The sequence below is a fragment of the Brachybacterium sp. AOP25-B2-12 genome (assembly GCF_052378625.1).
Lineage (GTDB): Bacteria > Actinomycetota > Actinomycetes > Actinomycetales > Dermabacteraceae > Brachybacterium.
In genome coordinates, this window is the sequence record NZ_JBQSXW010000015.1 from 1 (window position 1) to 18,580 (window position 18,580).

13 protein-coding genes are annotated in these 18,580 nt (G+C 72.4%); 5 read left to right on the plus strand and 8 right to left on the minus strand.

Annotated elements, in window-relative coordinates:
* Window positions 1–351: 351 nt before the first annotated feature.
* On the minus strand, window positions 352–1,887 hold the full coding sequence (locus tag ACT3TZ_RS11295) for a DUF3375 domain-containing protein (protein ID WP_444583524.1): 1,536 nt from the start codon (window positions 1,885–1,887) through the stop codon (window positions 352–354).
* 140 nt (window positions 1,888–2,027) lie between these two features.
* Between ACT3TZ_RS11295 and ACT3TZ_RS11300 the strand changes: the two genes are divergently transcribed.
* Together ACT3TZ_RS11300 and ACT3TZ_RS11305 are read left to right on the plus strand one after the other, a co-directional pair.
* A complete protein-coding gene (locus ACT3TZ_RS11300) occupies window positions 2,028–5,123 on the plus strand; it encodes a glycoside hydrolase family 2 TIM barrel-domain containing protein (protein ID WP_444583525.1) in 3,096 nt (1,031 codons plus the stop codon).
* A 181-nt stretch (window positions 5,124–5,304) separates the two neighbouring features.
* Window positions 5,305–5,955 carry a hypothetical protein gene (locus ACT3TZ_RS11305; protein WP_444583526.1) on the plus strand — a complete coding sequence of 217 codons (651 nt, stop codon included), beginning with the start codon at window positions 5,305–5,307 and terminating at the stop codon, window positions 5,953–5,955.
* Window positions 5,956–5,962: 7 nt separating this feature from the next.
* On the opposite strand, the gene tgt is transcribed toward ACT3TZ_RS11305, so the two are convergent.
* Window positions 5,963–7,300: a tRNA guanosine(34) transglycosylase Tgt gene (gene tgt / locus ACT3TZ_RS11310; protein WP_444583592.1), complete on the minus strand. Its 1,338-nt coding sequence runs from the start codon at window positions 7,298–7,300 to the stop codon at window positions 5,963–5,965.
* A gap of 71 nt (window positions 7,301–7,371) precedes the next feature.
* Between tgt and ACT3TZ_RS11315 the strand changes: the two genes are divergently transcribed.
* Complete coding sequence (locus tag ACT3TZ_RS11315; RefSeq protein WP_444583527.1) at window positions 7,372–9,663, plus strand: acyltransferase family protein; 2,292 nt, start codon at window positions 7,372–7,374, stop codon at window positions 9,661–9,663.
* Between the two features lie 18 nt (window positions 9,664–9,681).
* On the opposite strand, the gene ACT3TZ_RS11320 is transcribed toward ACT3TZ_RS11315, so the two are convergent.
* From ACT3TZ_RS11320 to ACT3TZ_RS11330, 3 genes are all read right to left on the minus strand, one after another.
* The gene (locus ACT3TZ_RS11320) at window positions 9,682–11,646 is read right to left on the minus strand and encodes a DUF6541 family protein (RefSeq protein ID WP_444583528.1); all 1,965 of its coding nucleotides are present in this window, start codon (window positions 11,644–11,646) and stop codon (window positions 9,682–9,684) included.
* 133 nt (window positions 11,647–11,779) lie between these two features.
* A complete protein-coding gene (locus ACT3TZ_RS11325; protein ID WP_444583529.1) occupies window positions 11,780–12,748 on the minus strand; it encodes an acyltransferase in 969 nt (322 codons plus the stop codon).
* A 28-nt stretch (window positions 12,749–12,776) separates the two neighbouring features.
* Window positions 12,777–13,658, minus strand: a complete 882-nt coding sequence (locus ACT3TZ_RS11330; RefSeq protein WP_444583530.1) for a glycosyltransferase family 2 protein — start codon at window positions 13,656–13,658, stop codon at window positions 12,777–12,779.
* 75 nt (window positions 13,659–13,733) lie between these two features.
* Between ACT3TZ_RS11330 and ACT3TZ_RS11335 the strand changes: the two genes are divergently transcribed.
* On the plus strand, window positions 13,734–15,038 hold the full coding sequence (locus ACT3TZ_RS11335; RefSeq protein WP_444583531.1) for a hypothetical protein: 1,305 nt from the start codon (window positions 13,734–13,736) through the stop codon (window positions 15,036–15,038).
* A gap of 2 nt (window positions 15,039–15,040) precedes the next feature.
* On the opposite strand, the gene ACT3TZ_RS11340 is transcribed toward ACT3TZ_RS11335, so the two are convergent.
* Genes ACT3TZ_RS11340 through ACT3TZ_RS11350 form a run of 3 tightly spaced genes read right to left on the minus strand, consistent with a single transcriptional unit; the run spans window position 15,041 to window position 17,162 of the window.
* A complete protein-coding gene (locus ACT3TZ_RS11340) occupies window positions 15,041–16,042 on the minus strand; it encodes a glycosyltransferase family 2 protein (protein ID WP_444583532.1) in 1,002 nt (333 codons plus the stop codon).
* Window positions 16,039–16,464: a DUF2304 domain-containing protein gene (locus tag ACT3TZ_RS11345; protein WP_444583533.1), complete on the minus strand. Its 426-nt coding sequence runs from the start codon at window positions 16,462–16,464 to the stop codon at window positions 16,039–16,041. Before ACT3TZ_RS11345 ends, ACT3TZ_RS11340 begins: the two co-directional genes overlap by 4 nt.
* The gene (locus ACT3TZ_RS11350; RefSeq protein WP_444583593.1) at window positions 16,461–17,162 is read right to left on the minus strand and encodes a glycosyltransferase family 2 protein; all 702 of its coding nucleotides are present in this window, start codon (window positions 17,160–17,162) and stop codon (window positions 16,461–16,463) included. The genes ACT3TZ_RS11345 and ACT3TZ_RS11350 overlap by 4 nt, the downstream gene beginning before the upstream one ends.
* 210 nt (window positions 17,163–17,372) lie before the next feature.
* Between ACT3TZ_RS11350 and ACT3TZ_RS11355 the strand changes: the two genes are divergently transcribed.
* Complete coding sequence (locus ACT3TZ_RS11355) at window positions 17,373–18,449, plus strand: NAD-dependent epimerase/dehydratase family protein (protein WP_444583534.1); 1,077 nt, start codon at window positions 17,373–17,375, stop codon at window positions 18,447–18,449.
* The last annotated feature ends 131 nt before the right edge of the window (window positions 18,450–18,580 follow it).

The following is an 18,580-nucleotide window of genomic DNA, read 5'->3' on the forward strand; positions in this document are numbered from 1 at the left end:
ACATTAGCCGCACATGTCCGATTGCGCACAGTTGAGACCTACCTGCGATCTGTCCCTATCGCGGTGTCGTGATTCCGCCGGCGAATCCACCCTCCGCATCATGCGCAGGAGTGATCGCACCGGGCAGTCGTCCCGGGCTCCACGACCACGCGGACGCCGGGGCTCACGGACGGCCTCGGGACCGCAACGCGGTGCACGAGCACCGGGAGGGCTCGCAGGTGAGGAGGTCCGGATGGGTGCGACCGTCGCCAGATCACCTCGAGGGACCCCGGGCCGGTCCATCCGGTGCCGTCATGACAGGCGGAGTGGGCGTCGGACCGGGTGCGACGCCCTCGGAACGCACGAGGGCGATCAGCCTGCCGGCACGTCCTCGAGGAAGAAGAACGACGGCACCGTGGCCGCATAGTCCGTCCCGTCGAGCTCACGCCAGCGCACCAGCTCCGTGGCCCCTTCGCGCAACTGCGCGTACTGGGTGGCCAGGAACATCAGGCCGATCACGCTCGCCAGGCCCTGGCTGGCGGGGTGGGCCCGCAGCACGTCGCCGATGCTCGCCTGTCCCTGGGTGCCGCGCACGTCGTTGACGCGTCCGGTGAGCTCGACGAGGTCGATGTCGTTGGTGCGCACGAGGTCCGCGAGCACCTCCACGCTCAGCGTCGTCGCCTCGTGGACCTCGGCCTCGGCCGGGGCGCCGGGGTCGGTGGGGTCCTTGAGCTGCTGCTGGGACACCGACGCCAACCGCGCTCGCGACAGGTCCAGCCCGAGGGCGAACGGCGTGCGGGTGGACACCGTGTCCTTCTGGGCCAGCGCCTCGTGCTGGGCCTCCTGCAGCAGGTCCAGCAGCACCCGGTGCTGGCGGAAATCCTGGCTGCGGACGAACCGCGCGAGGGAGCGGTACAGCTCGGTCTTGACGTCGAGCACCTCCTGAGCCGGCTCATAGAGGTCGCTGAACACGTTGGCCAGCGCCTCGCGCTCGGCCCGGGTGAGGCGCTGGGCGAAGTCGCGTTCCAGCAGGCGGTCCACGAGGGACTGCGCGGTGCGGTTGCGGCCCGGGTCGTTCAGCATGCGGAAGAACGCCGTGAAGGTGCGGCCCACGCTCGACTGGCCCAGCAGGTCGTCGCCCGCGAGCAGCTGCTCGAGCACCTCGCCGCGCGATCCGTCGGGCGCGAGGATCTGCTCACGCAGGTGCAGGTCCACGGCCCGCAGGTCCTCGCGGTACTGCAGGAAGTCCCCGGAGAGCTCGGCAGCGATCTGCAGGACGTCCCGCAGGCGGTCCAGCGACGACTCGGAGCTCGGGAGCATCAGGTCACCCTCGGACAGCTCCTGGATCTCCCGCTCGATGCGGGCACGCCGCGCCTGGAGGGAGGCCAGGCGCACGTCGCGATCGGCCTCCGTCTCCTCGACGAGCCGATCGAACTGCTGGACCACCAGCTGCAGGCGCGACTCCGTGGTGGTGGGCCGATGCTCCTCCAGCGACACGATGAACCCGATCGCCTCGATCGTCGCCGGCGACGGCTCGAAGGTGGTCTCGACCTCCTGGGGGTCGTCCCGCCGGGTCAGGTAGCCCTCGCGCACCCAGGCGTCGCAGTACTCGGCGGCGCTGCGGCCGCCGCGCGGTGCGTCCGCGTCCTCGCCGCCGTCCTCGCGCTCCTCGCGGTCGTCCCGCAGGAGGTCGAGGTGGGTGGTGACGCGGGCGACCAGCTCGCTGCGTGGCAGGCGCCGATCCCCACCGGGGAACACGGCCTGCAGGATCGAGAGCACGGCGGGAGCCTTGGTGGCCGACAGCAGCCGCCAGGTGCTCAGGCGCCGCAGCTGCTCGTAGGACTCCTTGCGCGCGCGCACCGCGTCCTGGGCGGGGTCCTGCCACCCCGTCTGCTCAGCCGTCGTCACGGGGGTCGAGCCTACCAATCGTCGTCATCGGGCCGGAGTGCATCCTGCGGCAACCGGTGCACCGCCTTTCTCGTGTGTCATAGCATGAGCATCACGCCTGGCGACCGGGCGGATCACCGCACTCGACGTGGAGTACATCTGTGACCTCAGACTTCCAGGCCCCCGAGGCCCTGCCCGACTTCCTGCCTCTCAGCGGCCGCCCGTGGGAGGCCCTTCCCGCAGGGCGCTCCCGACTCCCCGGACGCGCGCACCTTCGCTCCGACGCCCCGTCGCTGCGTCTCGACGGCCGATGGGACTTCCGGTTCGGCCATCGTGCCGACGGCGGCGACCTGGGGCCCACCACGAGCATCGAGGTGCCGGGGCTCTGGCAGCTCCAGGGCCGGGACGGACGCTCCGCGCTGGAGGACGGTCACCCCTTCGGTGCACCGCAGTACACCAACGTCGTCTATCCCATCCCGCTGGACGTTCCCCACGTCCCGGAGGACAACCCCACCGGTCTGTACTCGCGCGCAGTGCAGGTACCCGCCGCATGGGCCGGTGCCCTGGCCGACGGCGCACGAATCCTCCTGCGCTTCCAGGGGGTCGACTCGTGCGGCACCGTGCTGGTCGACGGCACCGAGGTGGGGGTGACGGCGGGCAGCCGGCTCACGCAGGAGTTCGACGTCACCGAAATCCTGGCTGCGCCCGGAGCCCACACCCTCGCGGTCCTGGTCAACCAGTGGTCGGTCAACACCTACGTCGAGGACCAGGACATGTGGTGGGCCTCGGGGATATTCCGCAGCGTGGACCTGCTGCTGCGCCCGGCCGGGGGTATCCACGACCTCGAGGCGGCGGCGGACCTCGACCCGGCCACCGGCACGGGCACGCTGCGCCTCACGGCCACCGACGCCGCCGGGGCGCCGCTCGACGTGCGGGTGCAGGTCCCCGAGCTCGGGATCGACACGCGGCTCCCCGGGGCCGCCGCAGCAGGCGACGGATCCAGGGCGACCGGGAGTGCGGCCGACGAGTCCGGCGTCATCGATGCCGGCACCGTCGAGGCCTGGAGCGCCGAGCACCCACGCCTGTACGACGCGACCGTGACGGCGACCGCCGCCGACGGCACGCCGATCGAGGCCGTCGCGCTGCGCCTCGGGTTCCGCCGCGTCGAGGTCGACGGGGAGATCCTGCGCGTCAACGGCGAGCGCGTGGTGCTCCGCGGCGTCAACCGCCACGAGGTGGACCGGCTGGGCTCGCGCACGCAGAACCTCGCGAACCAGGACCGCGACGTGGCGCTCATGAAGACCCACAACATCAACGCCGTCCGCACCTCCCACTACCCGCCCCACCAGCGGTTCCTCGATCTGTGCGACGAGGTCGGGCTGTATGTCGTGTGCGAGGGGGACTTCGAGGCCCACGGCTTCCACGGCGACACCACCGGGGAGGACTCCTCGGGGGCGGCGCGCCGCCCCGCCGACGACCCCCGCTTCGAGGCGTCCCTCGTCGAGCGCACCGACCGCTTCGTGCGCCGCGACCGCAACCACCCCTCGATCATCCTGTGGTCGATCGGCAACGAGGCCGCGACAGGTCGCGTCACCGACGCGATGATCCAGCGGGTGCGCGAGGTGGATCCCACCCGTCCCGTGCTCTACGAGCAGGACTACCTGGCCCAGAACGTCGACGTCTTCTCGCTCATGTACCCCAGCGTCGAGCGCTCCGCGCAGATCGGCCGTCGGGACCTCGACGACGACTACCGCACGTGGATGCGGGACATGCTCCGCGGTCTGGGCGTGACTCCGGATGAGGAGCTGCTGGTCGCTCCCCCGGCGTTCACCAAGCCGTTCCTGTGGATCGAGTTCGCCCACGCGATGGGCAACGGCGCCGGGTCGCTGCGCGAGTACATGGAGCTCACCGACCGCTACCCCGCGCTCCAGGGCGGGTTCATCTGGGAGTGGATCGACCACGCCCTGGCGACCACCGCGCCCGACGGCACCCCGATCGACGGCTACGGCGGAGATTTCGGGGAGCGCCTGCATGACGCGAACTTCGTGGCCGACGGCCTGGTGCTCCCGGACCGCACGCCGTCCCCCGGGCTGCTGGACGCCAAGCACTGGTACTCCCCCATCGGCCTGGACGTCACCGCGGGCTCGGTGCGGATCACCAACCGCGAGGCCTTCACGGACACCGCGCAGCTGCGGTTCGAGGTGTCCACGGATGCCCAGGAGACCTGGACGGAGCTGCCCGTGGACCCCATCGCCCCCGGGAGTGCGGTCGAGGTCCCGCTGCCGCGCCACGAGGGCCCCGCGACCACGGTGCGGGTCACGACCCGCACCGCCCGGGGCCCCGTGCCCGGCGGGCACCTCGTCGACATCGCCGACCACGTCGAGCCCACCCGCCTGGCCGCCTCCGTCGCAGCGCTCGGGCGGTCCGTGGCCCCCGAACCCCTCCCGCACGGCGGCTGGCGGCTGGGCCCCGCGACCCTCGACGACCGCGGGAGGATCCGCGCCCTGGGGAACCTCCCGGTGTCGACCTCCGGTGTCGACCTGTGGCGGGCCCCGGTCGACAACGAGCGCGCTTTCACCCAGAACCCCCTCGAGGTGCGCTGGAAGCGGCTGAACCTCGACGTGGCCCGCAGCCGCACCGTCGACGTCACCGTCGAGGAGAACGGACTCCGCGTGACCCGGCGCCTGGGCCTGGACGGCAGCTCGCTCGGCGCGGACATCACCGAGCGACTCGTCAGCGACGGCGAGCACCTGCGGCTCGACGTCGACGTCGTGCCGGACGCCGCGTGGCCCGCTGACCTCCCGCTGCCGCGCGTGGGCTGGACCCTCGCGATCGATGCCGAGGGCCGCGAGGTCGACTACACGGGGTACGGCCCGCACGAGTCCTATCCGGACACCGGCGGCGGCACGACGCTGGCGCACTGGCACCTCGACGTCGAGCGCCTGCAGACCCCGTACGTGTTCCCCCAGGAGAACGGCAATCGCGCCGGGACCGTGACCGCCCGCATCACCACCGCGGCGGGACCTCTCGTGATCGGCGCCCCGGAGGCCGTCGGGCTCGCGGTGCGGCCCTGGAGCTCTGCGGAGCTCGACCGCCGCGGGCACCAGGGAGAGCTGCGACCGGACGGGCGCACCTGGGTGACGCTCTCGGCGGCGCTGCACGGCGTCGGCTCGGCGGCGTGCGGCCCGGCCCCCCTGCCGGAGTACGTGCTGAGCGCCCGACCGGTGTCGTTCTCGGTGCAGGTGAGCGCTCCGTGAGCGACACCTCCGCGTCGAGCGGAGCGCACCTGCTCGCGGCCGAGGTCCACAGCGGGCGTCCCGCGGCGCGATCGCGGGAAGGACGGCAGGGGCGCGGCCCGTGGGACGATGGCACGGACGGCTCGCAGAGGCCGCGCCCTGTCGACGATCCGTCCACGCCGGACACCCGAGGAGAAGCACGATGAGCCAGAACCCCTACGGGCCTCCGCCCCAGGCGGCCCCCACGTTCCCGTCCCCGGGCGCTCCCGTCGGCTCGACGGCCTCGCCCGCGTCCCCGCCTGCCCGGCTCACCCTGGCGCTGCTCATCGTGGCCCTCCTGCCCCTCCTCGGCCAGCTGCTGTCCATGGTGGCGGGCTTCCTGATCGGCGTCGTGATCGGCGCGGCCCCCGGCGGCTACCCGAGCGACGGCGTCACGGTCCTGTCGCTCGGAACACGGCTGTTCGGTGCCCTCGTGTTCATCGCGCAGGTCACCCTGCTTGTCCTGGCCATCCTCGTGGTGGTGCGCGGTCGCGGACGTGTGCGCACGGGCGGGATCGTCGTCATCGCGGCTCTCGTGCTGGGCATCGGGCAGTCGATCGTCTTCTTCATCGTCCGGCTCGCCGTGGCCAGGGCCGACTTCGAGAGCATCCGCTCGATGAGCACGGCCTACTCCGTGGTCTCGCTCCTGGACTTCCTGATCGCCGTGCTCCTCTCCGCGGCGGCGATCGTCGGCGCGGTGATCGCGTGGCGGGCGAGCCGTGCGGCGGCGCCCTCCGCGGCTCCGGCGCCCCCGTCGAGCCCTGCGCCCCCCGCCTCACCCGCTCCCGGCGGGCCGCTGCGCCCCCTGGGCTGAGAGGCTCTCAGCGTGCCGAGCCGTAGTACGCGCCCGTCGTCTCCTCCCGCAGCGCCGCGAACTCGCCGGCGGTGATCGCCGCCCGCATCTGCTCCACGAGGCGCACCACGAAGCGTTCGTTGTGGATCGTGCACAGGGTCGCCGAGAGCATCTCCTTGGCCCGGAACAGGTGGTGCACGTACGCCGCCGTGCAGTGGGTGCAGGTGTAGCAGTCGCAGCCCTCGTCGATCGGGGCGAACTGCCGGCGGTAGCGCGCCCCCGTGAGGTTGATGCGGCCCGTCCGCGTGTAGACCGCGCTGTTGCGGGCCACCCGCGACGGGGAGACGCAGTCGAAGGTGTCGGCGCCTGCCGCCACGGCGGTGAACAGGTCGTCGACCTCGCTGATGCCCAGCAGGTGGCGGGGGCGGTCCTCGGGCAGCTCGTCGGTCACCCAGCCCACGATCGTGCCCAGGTTCTCCTTCTCCAGCGCCCCGCCGATCCCGAAGCCGTCGAAGACCTGGCCGTCGACGTCCATCGTCCCGAGGTCGTGGGCGGCGCGGCGCCGCAGGTCCTCGTACTGGGCGCCCTGGATCACGCCCCACAGCTGCTGAGCGGGCCGATGCGTGCGCTCGGCGGTGAGCCGGGCGTGCTCGGCCAGGCATCGCTGCGCCCACAGACGGGTCCGCTCGAGCGCCGTGACCTGGTAGCCCCGGGAGTTCATGAGCGTCGTGAGCTCGTCGAAGGCGAACATGATGTCCGCGCCCAGGCCGTGCTGGATCTGCATGGAGATCTCGGGCGTGAAGCGGTGCTCGTCGCCGTTGATGAAGGAGCGGAAGGTGACGCCGTCGTCGTCGACGTGCGCGAGGCGCTCCTTGCCCTCGGCGACGGCGTCGTCCTCACCCGAGGCGGTGCGGGCCTTCTCCCCGCCGGAGAACTCGCTCGAGAGCACCTTCTTGAACCCGGCACCCAGGCTCATCACCTGGAAGCCGCCGGAATCGGTGTATGTGGGGCCGTCCCAGTTCATGAACGCCCCCAGCCCGCCCGCCTCGTCGACGAGGTCGTGGCCGGGCTGGAGGTAGAGGTGGTAGGCGTTGGCCAGGATCGCCTGGGCGCCGAGGTCGCGCATGGATTCCGGGAGCACCGCCTTGACGGTGGCCTTGGTGCCCACGGGGATGAACGCGGGGGTCCGGATCTCGCCATGGGGGGTGGAGATGACGCCGGCCCGGGCTCGGTGGCCGTCGTGGGCGGTGAGGGTGAAGCCGGTGGCGGCGGGGGCCGGGGCCGGCGAGGAGGGATCGGTCGCGTCGGACCGGTCCTGGCCAGGGGTGACGACGGAGGTCTCGGACGGATGCGGCACGCAGGACAGTCTGGCACGGGGAGCGCCCGTAGCATGGTCGGGTCCTGCGCCCCCACCCTGTTCGCGAGGCCCATCCCGACATGACGTCCGACCCGGAACCCCCACCGCGCCGCGGCCGGCGCGCCGCCGCGCGACCCGAGGCTGCCGGGACGTCGGAGCACGTCGACTCCGTGATCCGCGCCACGTCCCGGCCGGTGCGCGATGCGTGGGCGCCGATCCCGATGGAGCGGGAGCGGACGTCCGCACCGGCAGGGGCCGTGCCGCCCGTGGACACCGCGGCGAGTGACGTCGCGCCCACCGGAGAGCCCCCCGCCCCCGGCCCGATCGGCTCCTTCCGCCCGGAGCTCCAGGGCCTGCGCGCGGTCGCGATCCTCATGGTCGTCTGCTACCACATCTGGTTCGACCGGGTCTCGGGCGGGGTGGACATCTTCCTGCTCATCTCCGCGTTCCTGCTGACCGGCTCCTTCGCCCGCAAGCTCGAACGGGGACGGCCTCTGGCTGTTCCGCGGTACTGGGTGCATGCCTTCAAACGCCTCGTCCCGCCGGGGGCTCTGGTCATCGTCCTGACGATGGTCGGGAGCCTGCTGGTCCTGTCCCCCACGCGGTGGAGGGACGTCCTGGACGAGGCGATCGCCTCGCTCACGTACACCGAGAACTGGCTGCTGGCCCTGCGGAGCGTGGACTACTACGCGGCCGACCACTCGACGGCGAGCCCCCTTCAGCACTTCTGGTCCCTGTCGATCCAGGGTCAGGTGTTCGTGCTGTGGCCCCTGATCTTCCTCGTGGTGGGGCTGCTCGTCCGGCGGTTCGGCTGGCCTGCGCGCCGGATCCTGCTCATCGTGTTCGGCGCGATCACGGTCGCCTCCTTCGCGTGGAGCGTCCACCTGACGGCCACGCACCAGTCGTTCGCCTACTTCGACACCCGGACCCGTCTGTGGGAGTTCTCGCTCGGGTCGGTCCTGGCACTCGTGCTGCCCGCCCTCGAGAAGAGGCTGGGGTACCGCGCCTCCGCGGATCCGACGCTCGACAGCGGGAGGGCGCTGCGCGCCGTCATCGGATGGGCGGGTCTGGCTCTCGCACTGGCCTGCGGATGGCTCGTCGACGTCCAGGGGGCCTTCCCGGGCTGGATCGCGCTGTGGCCGCTGCTGTCCGCGTCGATGGTCATCATGGCGGGGCCGACGGGCCTGCGCTGGGGTCCGGACCGCCTCCTCGCCGGCCGTGCGCTGCGCTGGGTGGGGGACATCTCCTACGCCCTGTACCTCGTGCACTGGCCGCTGCTGATCCTGACCCTCGTGGCCCTGGACGTCGCGCACCTGAACGCTCTCCAGGGCAGCGCCGTGGTCCTCGCCTCGATCGTCCTGGCCTGGGGGATCACGCGGTGGGTCGACACCCCTGTGCGCTCCTCGAAGAGGCTGGAGCTGCGCTGGTGGCGGGGGCCCGCGGTCATCGCCGCGTGCTGCGCCCTGGTGATCGCGCCCGTCATCGGCATCCGGGCGGAGCTCGACGCGCGAGACGCGCAGCGCGACGCCCAGGGGCCGGCCGACAACCCCGGGGCCGCGGTGCTGGGGGCGCATCCCGTCGCCGTCCCGCGCGGCGCACTCCCGGCGCCGGACCCCGCGAGCCTCCCGGACGACTGGTTCACCCTCCCCGACGGCTGCACCGGCCGTGTGGCGCCCTCACCCGCCCTGGCGGACTCGTGCTCGATGGGAGGGTCCACCGCCGACGGCGCCCCGGTCCTCGTGGTGGTCGGCGACTCCCGAGCGCGCCAGTTCGCCCCGTCGCTGATGACCACGGCGCGCGCGCAGGGCTGGACCGTCGTGCTGCTCTGGGCCCCCGGTTGCCCCCTGGCGACCGGGGAGTTCCTGCGCGAGGAATGCCAGGCCCGCAATGGCCAGGTCCTGGACTACCTGCACGCCCTGAGGCCGACCGCGGTGGCGCTGGAGACCACCCAGGTCCCCTGGGAGGGCAAGGAGGTGCCGATGCAGGGCACCACGGACATCACGGCCTCGCTGCTGTCCGAGGGCGTCGACGTGATCGGCCTGCGCGACATGCCTCGTCTCCGCGAGAACCCCGTGGACTGCCTGGGCGGCACCCTGAGCCGGCCGCGTTGCGACCTCGATGTCCGGGACGAGTACGGGGACGACGACGCCATGGCCGACGTCGCCGCGCTCGACCGCGACGGCGGGTACCCGGGGAGGTTCTACCGGGTCGACCTCGTCGACTCGATCTGTCCGGGCCTGCGCTGCCGGCTCGAGATCGGCAACGTCTACGTCTGGCTCGACGAACGGCACATCTCGTCGACCTACAGCGAGACGCTCGCGCCCATCGCGGACCGTCAGCTCACGGACGCGGGCTGGAGCTGGCAGCGCTGAGAGGCCCGTCGGGCCGGCTCACCGATCGCATTCGCTGATCCGGTAGAGGCCCACCGGACCCGACGTGAACACGGGAGTGACCGCCCCGGACTCGACGACGTCCTCGAGACCCTCGTACTGGTGGGCGTAGTCCCGGCCGATGTCGAGGGTGTCCTCGAAGTCGAGGTACCAGTGCGCACCGGTCGCCTGGACCTGGGCGCACACCTCGGCGGCGCGCGAGGGCTCGTCGAGATGCTGGACGATGTCCTCGTACCGCTCCGGGGTCTCGCTGAGCGAATGCCGCGAGGTGACCTCCCGGTCCTCGAGCGCATAGGCGAGCGCCGACCCCTCCCACGGATCCACCACGATCACGTCCCCGGGCGGCACGTAGCGGTCCACGGCGTCCAGCACGGCCTGCTCGTCGGAGGTGATGAGGAGGGAGTCCGGGGTCTCCTTGAACTCGTAGGCGACGGAGTCCCAGGCCTCGTCCATCGCGCGCGACATCGAGGCCCAGACGGCCACGACGAGCACCACCACCGCGGCGATCGCCGGGGAGGCGACCCGGAGGAGCCGCGGCAGGTCGAACGCGGACAGGGCACGCACCAGCCATGCGGCGACCGCGGAGACGCCTGCCGCCGCCAGCAGCACCGCCGGGGCCACGGCCAGGGGCATCAGCCGGAACCTGTCGTTGTACCAGGGGCCCGTGAGGAAGGTGCGCAGGGGCCCGACATCCGCGGACGCGGCCACGACGTACAGGGCGCCGGCCACCGCCCAGGCGGCGACCACCCATCGATCACGGCGCGCGCGGATCGACGCCACGACGCCCGCCACCACGAGGGCCGCGACCACCCATTGCGTGCGCGTCGCGTTGAACGCCCCGGTGAGGAACTCCCCGACGGCCTGACCGTTGGGCAGGCTCGGCCCCCACACGGAGTTCTCCGCCGGCGGCCGCAGGACCACGAACAGGCCCGCCACGGCGACGCACCCGAGCACCATCAGGACGGTGCGGACCTGCACGAGCGACCCGTCCCGACGCGCGGACCGCAGCGTCCGGCCCGTGACCCACAGCAGCCACGGCAGCAGCAGGACGGCGGCGGCGACGAGCGCGTTGGGATGCGCGAGGCTGACGGCGGCGGCGCCCACCAGCACCTGGCCGCCCGTGGACCACCACCGCGCCGGGGAGGCGGACCGCTCGAGATCCCTGACCGCCGCACGGACGAGCATCAGGAACGCCGGGAGTATCGCCAGCCCGAGCATGTTCGGGTAGAGGATCCCCCACTTCATCGGGATGCCGGGGAAGCCGACGAACGCGGCGGTGAGGCCGCCGACAGCCAGGGCGTGCAGGCGGGCCGTCGGACGCAGCGCCAGCGCCAGCGCGGTCATCGACAGGGGCCATACGAGCGCCGCGACCGCGAAGGTCATCGCGTTGGTCGCCGCGGGCACGGATCCCGGGAACACCGAGAAGACGAGGGCGGTGACGTCGTGCCATGCCGCCGGGTAGAAGGATCCGGAGCCGTCGGCGGTGGTCATCGAGTTCAGCGTGAGGCTGGAGCCGTCGCCCGTGCGGATGATGTACCGGATCGCGTTGAGGTGGAAGATGTTGTCGTAGCTCTGCGAGATCCCATCGGGACTGATGATCCCCGCCTTGAGCTGACGGCACAGCAGCAGCCCCCCGACGGCCGCGCCGCCGATGCCCCACCAGACGGCCGCAGGCGTCCGCCCGGGCCGCTCCGCCGGATCGCTCCAGCGCCGCAGGACGAGGGAGACGAGGGCGGCGAGGCCAGCGAAGACCGCGGTCACGACGGCCAGGGACAGGAGGGACCAGCGGATGCCCACGATCCCGCACACGACGGCACCCACCCCGACCACGCCAACGGAGAACACGGGAGCCCGCAGCAGGACGTCGACCCCGCGCACGCCCAGGGCCAGCCCGAGGACGGCACCGGGGACCAGCAGGACGAGGGCGGCGAGGCCGATCAGGGGCAGCAGCTCGGTCCAGTGCATCGTGTCCTCGTCGGTCGGTTCGGCAGGACCCGGGAGGTCCGGCTCAGGGGAAGGGGTGCGGCAGGTCGTCCCTCGCCGCGAGGACCGATGCCGCCGACTCGGGCGGTCCGGCCCCCCGTGGTGCGGGGAACCCTCACGGGAGCACCCATCGTCTCACCGGCGGGATCAGCCGCAGGACGGCGACGATCGCCAACGAGACCGCCCAGACGCCGATCGTCATCGGCACGTCGGACGACGGGGTGCGGGGCGCCAGCCAGAGGTCGGCGGTCTCGATGACCATCAGGTGCACCAGGTAGATGCCGAAGGTCATGCCCGCCAGGGACGAGATCATCCGCTGAGCACGTTCGGGGAGACGTTCCGGCCGGGCCTGGCGCACCGCGACGAACACCGCGGCGGCGGTGCACAGCGTCCCGAGCGTCAGGTAGTCCGTGAAGATCGGGGCCAGGGGCGAGCCGCGGTGGAGCAGCTCCCCGCCGGCGAGCACGAAGACGAGGTAACCGCCCAACGGGATCTCCATGCTGGGCAGGGTGGCGGGCAGGATCCGTCGGACGGCCGGCAGCACGATGGCGGCGAGGACGCTGATCCCCAGGAGCAGGAGCAGCCTGCGGTCCCTGCGCTCGGGGTCCCGCGTCAGCGCGAGGACGGCCAGGGACACCACGGGCAGGACGATGTAGACGCCGATCGCGGCCTCGAGGTACCACAGGGTCGCACCCGCGGAGCTGCCGTCGACCACGGTGGACAGCACGGTGCCCACGCCCACGTCCGTGCGGGCCCCGATCAGCACACCGAAGAGGAGGTAGAGCTGCGACCAGATGAGGTACGGGACGACGACCTTCTTGAACCGCTTGAGGTAGAACGTCCCGACGGTCGAGCGCTCGATGAACCCCACCAGGGTAACGCCGGAGTTCATGAAGAAGATGGGGACGGCGATGACGCCCAACCCCGAGACGACGTTCTCGAACCACCAGCCCGGGCTGCCGTCCGCGTTCCAGTACGCGACGCGCACGTGCAGGAAGATCACGAGTGGGATCGCGCAGATGTTCAGGACATCGAGGTACACCAGCCGCGGACGAGAGGCGCGGGTGGTCGCGGGGGCCGTCACCGCGACGTCCGGCGGGTCGGGCGGGTCGTCATCGGACGATGTGCTCGCCGAGGTTCTTCACGCCGGTCCACTTGCGGGCGACGGCCGCCTTGGGGAGCAGAGATCCCGCGTGCAGACGCGAGGACACGTGCAGGCGCGCGGCGAGCGCGGCGCGGCGCCAGCCGCGGGCGTCCATCTCGTCGGCGATGGTGGAGAAGAACCGCCGCTCCTCGGCGAAGCGGGTGCCCTCCAGGGCGCGCCAGGACGAGTCCGACCCCGAATGGCGTCGGTACATGAAGGCGGCCACGTCGTCGACCAGCAGGGACCTGCCGCTGAAGGCGACGTCCATGACGAGGGCGACGTCCTGGACCACGTCGTAGCCCTCGCGGAAGCCGATGCCGGTGATGGTCTCGGCGCGCCACCCCAGGGAGGGGAAGTACAGCCAGTCGCCGCGCAGGATCGAGATCGCGAGCTTCTCACCGCTGAGCAGCCGCACGCCGCTGCCCGAGGGCCGGTACACGGCCTTGACACGCTCGACGAGGGTGTTCGAGGGGGCGCCGTTCTGGTCGATCACGAAGACGCCCGGCTGGAAGACCGCGGCCTCGGGGTGGTGCTCGGCCCGGTCGATGAACCACTCGAGGTAGTTGGGCATCATGATGTCGTCGGCACCCATGACGACGACGAGCTCGTTCTCGACGCGTCCCAGGCACTTGCGGTAGTTGGCGTTGGCGCCGAGGTTCTCGGCGTTGCGCTCGTAGGAGATCCGCGGATCCTCCAGGGAGGCGAACCAGCCGGGGATCGAGTCGTCCGGGTACCCGTCGTCCATCACGACCATCCGCCAATCCGTCACGGTCTGCTGCCGCACGGACTGGACAGCGAGCTTCATCAGATCGACGTCCCCGTAGTAGGGGAACAGGATGTCGACGGTCATGGATCCTCCGGGTCGGTCGGTCGGCTGGGGACCATCACACCACATCCCCTGCGGGGCCACCGGTAGGATCCCCCGGTGAGTGATGGATCCCCTGCCCCCTCCACCCCCGCCGCCGAGCCCGATGCGCCGCGACGGGGAGTGACCCGGTCCCGCGCCATCGGGATCATCGGCGCCTCGGGCATCGCGGCGATCTCCGCGTTCATCATCCAGTGGCTGGTCGTGCGCTGGTCATCGGCGACCTTCGCCGACGAGTTCCTGGCGTTCTGGGGTCTGCTGTTCGGCGTGTTCGGGGTCATCTCGGGCACGCAGAACGAGACCACGCGGGCCGTGGGCTCCGCCGAGCTGGGGCGTCGCGACGGCGCGCGCGCCATGACAGCGGCGCTCGTGCTGGGTGGGATCACAGCCGTCGCGGTGGTGCTCAGCAGCCCCCTGTGGGCCTCGCGCGTCGTCCCCCACTCCGCGCTGTGGGCGGTCCCTCTGGTCGCCGTCGGGGTCGTCCTCTACGCCTGCCATGCGACCCTGTCAGGGTCCCTGGCCGGCCGCGGCAACTGGGGCCTGTTCTCGGGTCTGATGGCCGCGGAGTCCGCGGGACGGCTCGTGCTGTGGGCCGTGGCGATGGCGGCCGTGGCGCTGATCGGCCCCGTCGAGCTCGCGATCGCGGCGCCTGCCGGGATCTGGCTGCTGTTCGTCCTCCTCTCCCCCGCCGCACGTTCGGCCGCCGGGGCCCGCACGGACGTCCCCCTCCCGCGCCTCCTGCGCCACCACTTGTTCGCGATCGTCTCCTCGGCCTCCTCGGCGGCGCTCATCGCGGGCTTCCCGGTGCTCATGAAGCTCACCAGCACCGACGCCGACGCCGCCGTGCGGGTCGCCACGATCTTCGCGATCTCCCTGACCCGCTCGCCGATCATGATCCCGTTGCAGGCCTTCCAGGGCGTCGCGATCACGGCGTTCCTGCGCGCCGGCGGGCGTTCGCTGCGCGCCCTGGCCACGCCCGCGCTCGGCCTCTGCCTGCTCGGGATCGTCGGCGCCATCGGCGCCTACCTCCTCGGGCCCTGGATCATCGCGCTGCTGTCGGGCCACCGCTACGAGGTCGCCGGGGCCACCCTCGCCGGCCTCATGATCGCCGCGGCCTCGCTCGCGCTGCTCACCCTCACCGGCACCGCGACGATCGCCGTCAGCGCCCACCTCGGGTACTCCCTGGGTTGGGTCGTCGCCTCGGTCTCTGCGTTCGCCCTGCTGCTGACGCCGTGGGACCTCCCGGTGCGGTCGGTCGTGGCGCTCATCGTGGGGCCCCTGCTGGGGGTCGCCGTCCACGTCGTCACGATCCTGCTCTCGAGGCCGCCCGCCGCGGCGACGGACCCGGCCGCGTCGAGCGCCTGACCTCAGTCCGTGATGGCGTAGGCACGCCGCACGTACGCGCGATAGGCCCGGCGGTACGCCCAGGGCGCGGCCTTCAGGAGCACCGCCGCGGCGCCGAGGGCGGGCCGCGCGCGGAGGGCCCCGACGATCTCGGACCAGCGGACCCGACGAGCGCATGCACGGACGTACGGCGCCCGCTCGGCACCCGGGAGCCGGATGATCGCCTGGTGCGCCGTGTTCAGGTAGGTCAGGACGGTCGAGACGTCGAGCGCACGCCGCCCGGGCGCCGAGTCGAGCACGGGGGCGGCGAGCTCGCGCAGCCGCTCCATGAGGGCGGCGCTCTCGGCGATCGGCGCGACCCGACCCCAGGTCAGCGAGGTCGTCGAGACGACGTAGATCTGCAGCGCATCGGTGATCACCCGGACGCGGTCGGCGGCCAGGCAGGCACCGAGGACGACCACGGCGTCCTCGGCGCGATGGATGTCGGTGGGGAAGGGGTCATCGCCTAGGACCTCCCGGGCGAAGAGCTTGTCCCACACGTACGGGGTCAGACGGTCCTCGAGGAAGGTGATCGCGGCGTCGCGGCCGGTCATGACCCCGACGCCGCATGCAGGGGTGCGCACACGCCGCGGCCCGTCCACCGGGACGATCATGTGGCTGCAGACCACGACGTGCGCGCTCGGCGTCTCCTCCGCGGCCGCCAGCATGCGGGCCACGAACTGGGGCTCGTAGGTGTCGTCGGAGTCCAGGAACGCGATCCACGGGCTGCGGCTCAGGGCGAGCCCGCGATTCCGCGCGGCGGACGGGCCGCCGTTGGGCGCCGGCGGCGCGATGACCAGGCGCGGATCGGCGGTGCGGGACGCGATCTCCTCGACGACCCGACGTGTGCCGTCGTCCGAGCCGTCGTCGACGACGACGACCTCGACGTCGGGGACGGTCTGGGCCAGGGCGCTCTCGACCGCGGCGGCGATCGTCCCCTCGGCGCGGTAGCCGATGATCACGATCGAGGCCCGGGGCGTGCTCATTCCACGACGTCCCGGGGACGCGGAGCGTGCTCCCGCGCGGCGGCATCCTCGACGACCGGGGTCCGGGCACTGCGGATCGCCTCCGCAGCGCGCAGCTCCCGCACCTCCGAGTCGAGCACCGCGACGCCCTCGGCGAGCGTGCGGGTCTCGTCCTCGAGCCGCGACAGCTCGAGCGACAGGTGCAGGCACACGCCGAGCAGGAGGACGATCGCGAGCGTGAACATGAGGTTGGAGGGCACGGCGAAGCCCACCAGGTGCGCGGCCCATTCCAGGAGCGCGGGGAACGCGGCCAGCACGATGCTCGCCAGCCCCACGACGATCCACAGCGCCGCGTACTTCTCACGCAGCCGTCGCGAACGCAGGAGCAGGAGGACCACGACGACGATCAGCGCCGCCATGGCCAGGAAGAAGAGGGGACTCATGCCGGCTCTCCGCTCTCCCAGCGCACGGGGCGCCGGGTCAGCGCGATGAACAGCGCGAAGACGCTGCGCAGGAGGTACACGGCGGCCTTGGCGGGATTGTTCGAGGGCGTGCCCGCCTGGCGCTCCCGCATCTCCACCGGCACCTGGACGACGGTCAGCCCCGACCGGATGGCCACGACGAGCGAGTCGATGGTGTCGCCGAGATACTCGGCCGGATAGTGCTCGCAGTACTGGGCGATCGCCCGCCGGTCCGCGGCACGGAAACCCGAGGTGACGTCGGTCAGCCGGACCTTGGCCAGGCGGGACACGATCGAGGCGAGGAGGATCATCGCCCAGCGCCGAGGTCCCGTCGCACGGTAGCTCCCCCGCTCGGCGAAACGGGCGCCGATGGAGATGTCCGCGTGCTCGAGCCCCGCGAGCACGTCGAGGATGTCCTTGGGGTCGTGCTGGCCGTCGGCGTCCACCTGGATCGCGCGATCGAAGTCGAAGCGCTTGGCGTACTTGTAGCCGGCGCGCATCGCGCCGCCGACGCCGAGGTTGTAGGGCAGGCGCAGGACCCGGGCGCCGGCGGTCTCGGCGACGGAGGCGGTGGCATCCTTGGAGCCGTCGTCGACGACGAGCAGCTCGGCGTCGGGCAGCGCCTGTCGCAGCTCGCGGATCGTGCCGCCGATGGCCGCTTCCTCGTTCCAGGCAGGCATGATGACGAGTGTCCTCAGGCCGTTCTCGGCGGGCTGTGCAGGGGCGTCCACGCGGCCCGACTATACGGGATCGACCCGTGCGGACCCGACCCCGACGCACGGAGCCTCCGCGCTTGCCGCCCGTGTCGGTCCCGTCCGCGTCCGCCCCCTGTCCCCCTCCGTCGCAGGTTCCCTCGTGGCCCTGCCCTGCTCCGCACCGAAAGGCACCTCATGCCCCGCACCGTCCTCGTCACCGGAGGCGCAGGCTTCATCGGCTGCGCGATCGCCCCGGCCCTCCTCGCGGCCTTCGAGCGGGTCGTCGTCGTGGACAGCCTGCATCCCCAGATCCACCCCCGGCGGCGACGCCCGGCGGCGCTCCCGGACGCGGTCGAGCTGGTCGTCGGCGACATCGCGGACCCTGCCACCTGGGACGACGTCCTCACGAGGGTCGAGCCCGAGGTCGTCGTGCACCTCGCCGCCGAGACCGGGACGGGCCAGTCCCTCACCGAGTCCACGCGTCACGCCCTGGCCAACGTGGTGGGCACGACCCGCATGCTGGACGCCCTCGCCTCCCGCGGCATCCGTCCCCGGCGCATCGTCCTGGCGTCCTCACGGGCGGTGTACGGGGAGGGCGCCTGGCAGGGCGAGGACGGCGAGGCCTTCCATCCCCGCCAGCGCACGGCCGCCTCTCTCGCGACGGGGCAGTGGGACGTGCCGGGCGCCGTGCCCCTGGCCATGGACGCCCGTTCCGTCGAGCCGCGCCCGGTCAGCGTCTACGCCGCGACCAAGCTCGCGCAGGAGAACCTCCTGCGGATCTGGGCCACGTCCTTCGGGGTCGAACCCGCGATCGTGCGCCTGCAGAACGTGTACGGCCCCGGGCAGGCGATGGCGAACCCGTACACGGGCATCATGACCCTGTTCTGCCGCTACGCCCGGGAGGGCCGCTCGATCCCGCTCTACGAGGACGGCGAGGTGCGCCGGGACTTCGTGCTCATCGACGACGTCGCGGACGCGATCGTCGCCGCCGCGCTGGTGCCTCGCGTGTCCGAGACCCCGCTGGACATCGGTTCGGGTGAGGTCCAGACGATCGGGGCGGCGGCCCGCGCGATCGCGGCGGCCTACGGCGCCCCGGAGCCCCATGTCACCGGCCGCTTCCGGGAGGGCGACGTCCGGCATGCCTGGGCCGACATCACGGCGGCCACCGAGGTCCTCGCCCCCTGGCGTCCGCGCTTCGACCTGCAGGCCGGGGTGTCCCGGCTCACCGCGTGGATCGAGGAGCAGCCGGACGTGCCGCCCCTGACGCCGTGAGTCGCGGAACGCCCTGCTCGTCGCGCTGATCGGCGCCGGGTCACGGAGACGAGGCGACCAGCGCCTCGAGGCGGGTCCCCGTTCCGGCGGGGAGCGTGCTCGTCGTCGCGGCGTGAGCGCTGCTCCCCGTG